6 protein-coding genes are annotated in these 5935 nt (G+C 72.2%); 4 read left to right on the plus strand and 2 right to left on the minus strand.

The window, feature by feature from the left end:
* Positions 1-284: 284 nt before the first annotated feature.
* The gene (locus tag QR77_RS35105; RefSeq protein ID WP_052489294.1) at positions 285-1430 is read right to left on the minus strand and encodes a beta-propeller fold lactonase family protein; all 1146 of its coding nucleotides are present in this window, start codon (positions 1428-1430) and stop codon (positions 285-287) included.
* A 181-nt stretch (positions 1431-1611) separates the two neighbouring features.
* On the opposite strand from QR77_RS35105, the gene QR77_RS35110 reads away from it, so the two are divergent.
* The 3 genes from QR77_RS35110 to QR77_RS35120 are packed head-to-tail and all read left to right on the plus strand — an operon-like array spanning position 1612 to position 4172.
* Positions 1612-3060, plus strand: coding sequence for an NAD(P)/FAD-dependent oxidoreductase (locus tag QR77_RS35110; RefSeq protein ID WP_040026044.1), 1449 nt, complete (start codon positions 1612-1614; stop codon positions 3058-3060).
* Between the two features lie 8 nt (positions 3061-3068).
* Positions 3069-3617 (plus strand): HPP family protein, encoded by a 549-nt coding sequence (locus QR77_RS35115; RefSeq protein ID WP_052489295.1) that lies wholly within the window; start codon positions 3069-3071, stop codon positions 3615-3617.
* 9 nt (positions 3618-3626) lie between these two features.
* Positions 3627-4172 (plus strand): GNAT family protein, encoded by a 546-nt coding sequence (locus QR77_RS35120; RefSeq protein WP_040026045.1) that lies wholly within the window; start codon positions 3627-3629, stop codon positions 4170-4172.
* On the opposite strand, the gene QR77_RS35125 is transcribed toward QR77_RS35120, so the two are convergent.
* A complete protein-coding gene (locus tag QR77_RS35125; RefSeq protein ID WP_040026046.1) occupies positions 4147-4488 on the minus strand; it encodes a DUF6204 family protein in 342 nt (113 codons plus the stop codon). The two genes, QR77_RS35120 and QR77_RS35125, sit on opposite strands and share 26 nt — an antisense overlap.
* Positions 4489-4738: 250 nt before the next feature.
* Here QR77_RS35125 and QR77_RS35130 point away from each other — a divergent pair.
* A partial coding sequence (locus QR77_RS35130; RefSeq protein WP_040029201.1) for a DUF5107 domain-containing protein occupies positions 4739-5935 on the plus strand: 1197 nt, incomplete at its 3' end.

Consider the following 5935-nt stretch of genomic DNA (forward strand, 5'->3'; position numbering starts at 1 on the left):
TTGTTTGTTCTGCCGCTCCGGCCCCCGACTGCCACTTGCTTGCCCTGCGGGGCGCGAGGGGGCGCTTGTCTGTTCTGGCGCTCCGGCCTCCCGTCTGCGGGCTGCTTGCCCTGCGGGGCGCGTGGGGAGGGATCGCTGCCCCGTGCTTGGCTGCTGGCTGGTGACGGGGGGCCATCACGGGGTTCCGCCGCGCTGCGGCTGTTCTGGCGTCCCCTGGTGCACTCGACCGCGTGGGCGGCTGTGCGCGGGCCTGGCCGGTCCGCGCACAGCCGGGATCGGCGTCGTCAGAGTGCGACGATGCCTTCGCCGCCGATCCCGTCGGGGACCTTGGTGGTGCTGATCTTGGTGAGTGAGCCGTCCTTGTCGATGCGGAAGGCGTCGACGGCGCCCGCGCCGCCTGTCTGTACGTAGAGGTAGCGGCCGTCGGGGGTGATGGACGCGTCGACCGTGCCGGTGCCGGTGGGGATGTTGCCCAGGGCGGCGAGGTGGGCACCGTGCTCCTGGCGGAAGCGGGAGAGGGTGTTGCTGCCCGCGTTGGAGACGTAGAAGTTGTCGCCGGAGCGGACGACCCAGCAGCTTGCCTGCTGGCCGGTCGGAGTCTCGTCGAGGAGGGTCGCCTTGCCGTCCTCGTGGAGACGGAACGTCACGACGCTGTTCGCCGCGCCGTCGGCGACGACGAGGCGGTCGCGCTCGTCGAAGGTGAGCCCGAATGGCTGTGCGCCCACCTTGCTGTCCTCGACCGGCTTGCCGGGTGCGCCGTCCGGGCCGAACGGGAAGACCTCGATGCTGTTGCCGCCCAGCTTGGTGGTGACGACGAGCTGTGAGCCGTCGGGGGTGAAGGCCACCTGGCCGGGGGTGTGGGTGAACTCGGGTGCGGTGCCGGTGTCCAGCCGCAGGGCGCGGTTCCAGGCCTCGACCCGGTGCAGTGTGCCGTCCGCCAGCCGGTAGCCCTGGATGGAGCCGCCCTTGCGTCCGTTGAGCACGTACACCCGGTCGTCGTGCGCGGTGACGCTGACCGGGAACACCCCGCCCGAGGTGATGACCTGCTGCCGGCGGAGCTTGTCGCCCTCGACCGCGAATACGGTGACCGTGTTGCTGCCGGCGTTGACCGCGTACAGCAGCTTGTGGTGCGGGTCGTACGTCAACGAACCCTGCGAGGCGAGGTGGTCGACGACGGAGCCGGCGAGGATGCCGCCCTTGCCGCCCGTGTCGTAGACCGGGCCCTTGTGCAGGGTCCCGTCGTCGTCGCGGCGGTAAGCGATCACCTGGTTGCCCGCGACGCGGTCGTTCTGGACGAACACGACCTTGGCGTGGTCGCCGGTGGGGTGAGTGGAGGTCGCTGTGGCGGGCACGGTGAAAGCGGCCGTCGAGAGGGCCACGGTCACGGCGATCTTGAGGGTGCGGGCGAACGTGCGCGTACGTGGGGGCATCTGCCTCTTCCTGAGTCGGGCCGGCCGCGCGGCCGGCACGGAGCGTCATTCCGGCGTCATCCTCACCGCGCCGCGGCCCGCATCGAGCGACCGGCGCCGATCGGTTAGCTCATCCGGATGATGAGGGGTGGCGAACGGTCCCACGCTTGGGGTCCGGCCCGGCGCGTGATGTGATGCCCCTATGAGTGAATCGGGCGAAAACGGAGCAAGCGAGACTTATGACGTCGTGGTCGTCGGGGCCGGTCCTGTGGGGCAGAAGGTCGCCGAGTGGACACGTGCCGCCGGGCTGAGCGTCGTGGTGCTGGAGCGGGAACTGGTGGGGGGCGAGTGCTCGTACTGGGGCTGCGTCCCGAGCAAGGCGCTGCTGCGGCCCGTGCTCGCCCTCGCCGACGCCCGGCGGGTCGACGGGGCCCGCGAGGCGGTCACGGGCGAGATCAACACGGACGGCGTCTTCGGCCGCAGGAACCGCTATGTGACCGACCTGGACGACACCGGACAGGCCGACGGGGTCCGGAGCATCGGCGCCGACCTCGTACGGGGCCAGGGGAGGCTGGACGGCCCCCGGCGCGTCGTCGTCACCACCTCCGACGGCGGCAGGGTGGTGCTCACCGCCCGGCACGCGGTCGCGCTGTCCACCGGCAGCGACGCCGTGATCCCCGACATCCCGGGAGCCGTCGAGGCCAAGCCGTGGACCAACCGCAGGGCGACCGACTCCAGTACGGTGCCGGAGCGTCTCGTCGTCGTCGGCGGTGGCGGGGTCGGTGTGGAGATGGCCACGGCCTGGCAGGGCCTCGGATCCTCGGTCACCCTGCTGGCCCGCCGCGCGCTGCTGCCCCGGATGGAGCCCTTCGCCGGCGAACTGGTCGCCGACGGGCTCAGGGCCGGCGGCGCGGACGTCCGGATCGGGGTGAGCGTCACGGAACTCCGCCGGCCGGAGCCCGGGGGCCCGGTCGACGTCCTCCTGGACGACGGGACACAACTGGTGGCGGACGAGGTCCTCTTCGCCACGGGCCGGGCCCCGCGCACCGGGGACATCGGCCTGGAGACGGTGGGCCTGACCTCCGGATCATGGCTGGACGTCGACGAGACCTGCGCGGTCCGCGACGTGGAGGGGCACTGGCTGTACGCGGTGGGCGACATCAACCACCACGCCCTGCTCACCCACCAGGGCAAGTACCAGGCCCGGATCGCCGGCGACGCCATCGGCGCCCGCGCGGCCGGACAGCCGCTGGACACCGCGCCCTGGGGAGCCCACGCCTCCACCGCCGACCAGTTCGCCGTGCCGCAGATCTTCTTCACCGACCCGGAGGCGGCGGCGGTCGGCCTGTCGTCCAGGGAGGCGAAGGACGCGGGGTACCGGGTCCGCGTGGTCGATGTCGACTTCGCCACCGTGGCCGGCGCGAACCTCTTCGCCGACGGCTACACCGGGCAGGCCCGGATGGTCGTGGACCTCGACCGGGAAGTCCTGCTCGGCGTCACCTTCGTCGGCCCCGGCATCAGCGAGCTTCTCCACTCGGCGACCATCGCCGTCGCCGGCGAGGTACCCATCTCCCGGCTCTGGCACGCCGTCTCCTGTTTCCCCACCGTCAGCGAAATCTGGTTCTTCCTGCTGAAGACCTACCGGGGCTGAACAGGCGCATGGACAAGTCCCCGGGGGCCGGCCCGCGCGCACGGCTGCGGACCGGAGCGCGCCTGCTCGTCCTGTCCGCCGTCGCGCTCGCCGCCGTCGGGGCCGTGGGCCGGGGCATCGGGTGGATCCTCCTCACCACCACGCTCGGCCCCACCGCGTACATCCTGCTCGCCCATCCCGACACCGAGGCCGCCCAGGTCCGCAGCTCCGTCCTCGGCCACACCTCGGCGGCCGCCTGCGGACTCGCCTGCCTGGCGGCCTTCGGCCTGTGGGACGACCCGAGCACGGCCGCGCACCAGTCCGACAACTGGCGGCAGATCTGCGCCCAGGCCCTCGCGGTCGGCCTCACCCTGTTCCTGCTCGTGGTCCTGAAGGCCCATCACCCGCCGGCCGCGGCCACGGCCCTGCTGATCACCTCGGGAATCGCACGACCGGGACCGCCGCTGTACGGCATGCTCACCGGCCTCGCCATCCTGATCACGACGGCCGCCGTCCTGTCCCGCGTACCCGCCACCCGGGCGCGAGCGCCGGAGAGCCCGTCGGACGACAAGAACTAAGGTGGCCCGATGCACGACCTGCCAGGCCCGCTCGCCGAAGGCCCCCGCGTATTCATCCGCCACTTCGGCCTCGCGGACGGCGGGGAGTTCACCGCCGCCGCCCGCGCCAGCAGGACCCTGCACCGGCCGTGGCTCTTCCCGCCGGAGGACGCCGAGGCGTACGAGCGGTACGTGAACCGCCTCGTCGAGGATCCCGCCAGGGTGGGCTTCCTCGTCTGCGAGCAGGGCAGCGGCCGGATCGCCGGCTTCATCAACATCAACAACATCGTCCTGGGCGGCTTCCTGAGCGGCGCCATCGGATACGGCGCCTTCGCGCACGCCGCCGGGCGCGGCCTGATGACGGAGGGGCTGCGGCTGCTGATGGGCCACGCATTCGGCCGGATGGGCCTGCACCGCCTTGAGGCCAACATCCAGCCGCTGAACACCCCGTCGATCGCCCTCGTCCGGCGCGCGGGCTTCCGCCTCGAAGGCTTCTCGCCGGACTTCCTGCTCGTCGACGGGGCCTGGCGCGATCACGAACGCTGGGCGGTCACCGCCGGGACGGTTTCCGGTTGACCTTCATGGTGTCCATGTCGGTGACCGTGGACCGCAGGCCGCGCCATCCGCAGCCGAGGGCCCGCAGCGCCCGCTCGGCGCGGTCCTCGGCGAGTGCGGCCGCCATCTCGTCGCCGTCCTCCGCCTCCGAGACCACCACGTAGCGGTAACTGAAGTGGACGAGAGCCGAGTCGTAGGTGAGTGAGCCCTCCTCGGTGAACCGCATCCCGGCCAGGCCGTGACCGTCCACCTCGGCGAGCAGCCGGGCGCGCGCCTCGTCGCTCAGCGCGTCCCACGTGCCGCGCACGATGACCCGGTACGTGTGCCGTGTGCTCATCCCGGAACTGCCTCTCGTCCGCCCTGTCGTGCCGGGGAGCGACGATACGGCGCCGGGGGCCGCGCGTACACGCGTTTTCCGGCGGCCGGGCGCACCGGAAGCGGCCCGGTAATCAGGTCGGGCGAGCGGGGCCTCGCGGCCAGGTCCGGTCCAAGGGCCCCTGGTCAGCGCGCCGTTCACCGTGTTCCATGGTCGACGGGCGCCGGCCAAAGGAGCTGTCGGCGGCCCGCGGATACGAAGCGAGGTTGCCGTGGCCACGACTGTGCGACGTGCCCTACTGACCCTGCCCGCCGCCCCCCTGGGACCGGAAAACCCTCTTCCGGCGCTGGGAACCCTGGACGAGACGCACACCATCGACGAGCCCGAAGGCGAGAGCGCCACGGCGGCGATGCCGCGCGACATGGCGCGCCAGATCGGCTACGAACCCCTGCGCACCCTGCTGCCCGTCCGCATCCTCGACGGGTACGGACGCGAGCGCCGGGAGACCGACGTCGAAGCGGTCGTCATCGAGAACGACCACCTGCGCGCCACCGTCCTGCCGGGGCTCGGCGGTCGGGTCCACTCCCTGCTCCACAAGCCGAGCGGACGCGAACTCGTCTACCGCAACCCGGTGTTGCAGCCCGCGTGCTTCGCCCTCAACGGCGCCTGGTTCTCCGGCGGCATCGAGTGGAACATCGGCGCGACCGGACACACCACTCTCTCCTGCGCGCCGCTGCACGCCGCGCTCGTACCCGCCCCCGACGGCGGGCAGATGCTGCGCCTGTGGGAGTGGGAACGCCTCCGTGACCTGCCTTTCCAGGTGGATCTGTGGCTGCCCGACGACTCCGAGTTCCTCTACGTCGGCGTACGGATCCGCAACCCGCACGAGCGCGCGGCGCCCGTCTACTGGTGGTCCAACATCGCAGTCGAGGAGGGCGAACACACCCGCGTCCTCGCCCCAGCCGAAGAGGCCTGGCACTTCGGGTACGAGCGGAGCCTGCGCCGCGTCCCCGTACCCGAACACCGGGGGGCCGACCGCACTTACCCGCTGCGGGGCGAGTTCCCCGCCGACTACTTCTACGAAGTGCCGGACGGCGCGCGGAGATGGATCGCCTCACTCGACGCCGGAGGGGAAGGGCTCGTCCAGACATCCACCGACCTGCTGCGCGGACGCAAGCTCTTCGTCTGGGGCGCGGGCCGGGGCGGACGCCGTTGGCAGCGCTGGCTGACCGAGCCGGACACCCCCGGCTACGCCGAGATCCAGGCAGGACTGGCGCGTACCCAGCTCGAGCACGTACGGCTCGAAGGGGGCGAGGAGTTCAGTTGGCTGGAGGCGTACGGCCCGCTCGCGGCCGACGCCGGGGCCGTCCACGGGGCCGACTGGGACGCGGCCCGCGCCGAGGTGGCGGACAGGCTCGAAGCGGCCCTGCCGCGCGCCGCGGTCGACGCGGCGTACGAGGCGTGGCTG

Origin of the sequence: Streptomyces sp. 150FB, assembly GCF_000818195.1 — a bacterium.
Taxonomy (GTDB): Bacteria; Actinomycetota; Actinomycetes; order Streptomycetales; family Streptomycetaceae; genus Streptomyces.